Raw genomic sequence first — 510 nt, 5'->3', positions numbered from 1 at the left:
CTCCCGAGGCGTGCCGCAGCGCTGGTGCAGCCAGTTGGCGTCGAGGTGGCTGGCGACGAAATCAGTGATGATCTCCGCGCGCTCGCGGTCATCGATCGGGATTTCCTTGTTCAGGCCATTGAGCAGATTGGCGGTGTCGTACGAGCCGGTGCTCACCGACAACACCGGCAAACCGGCCTGCAACGCGCCCCGGCACAGGTCCATGATGCGCGGGTCGGGCAGGGTGTCGCTGGTCAGCAGCAGGCCGGCCAGCGGCACGCCGTTGATCGCGGCGAGGCTGACGGCGAGGATGATGTCGTCGCGATCACCCGGCGTCACCACCAGCACGCCGGGCTTGAGCAGCTCGACGGTGTTGCGCATGGTTCGTGCGCAAATGATGATTTTGCTCATGCGCCGGGTTTCGTAGTCGCCGGCATTGAGCACTTGCGCGCCCATCAGGTCGGCGACGTCGCGGGTGCGCGGCGCATTGAGTTCCGGCTGAAACGGGATGCAGCCAAGCAAGCGGAAATC

General features: G+C 65.5%; 1 protein-coding gene. It reads right to left on the bottom strand.

Translation table 11 applies throughout. The features are described 5' to 3' along the window. The coding region (locus J5M71_RS27255; protein ID WP_243434372.1) for a DRTGG domain-containing protein at positions 1 to 510 on the bottom strand (510 nt) is incomplete at both ends.

Origin of the sequence: Pseudomonas sp. 43(2021), assembly GCF_017490805.1 — a bacterium.
Lineage (GTDB): Bacteria > Pseudomonadota > Gammaproteobacteria > Pseudomonadales > Pseudomonadaceae > Aquipseudomonas.
This window is presented reverse-complemented; position numbering and strand designations above follow the sequence as displayed.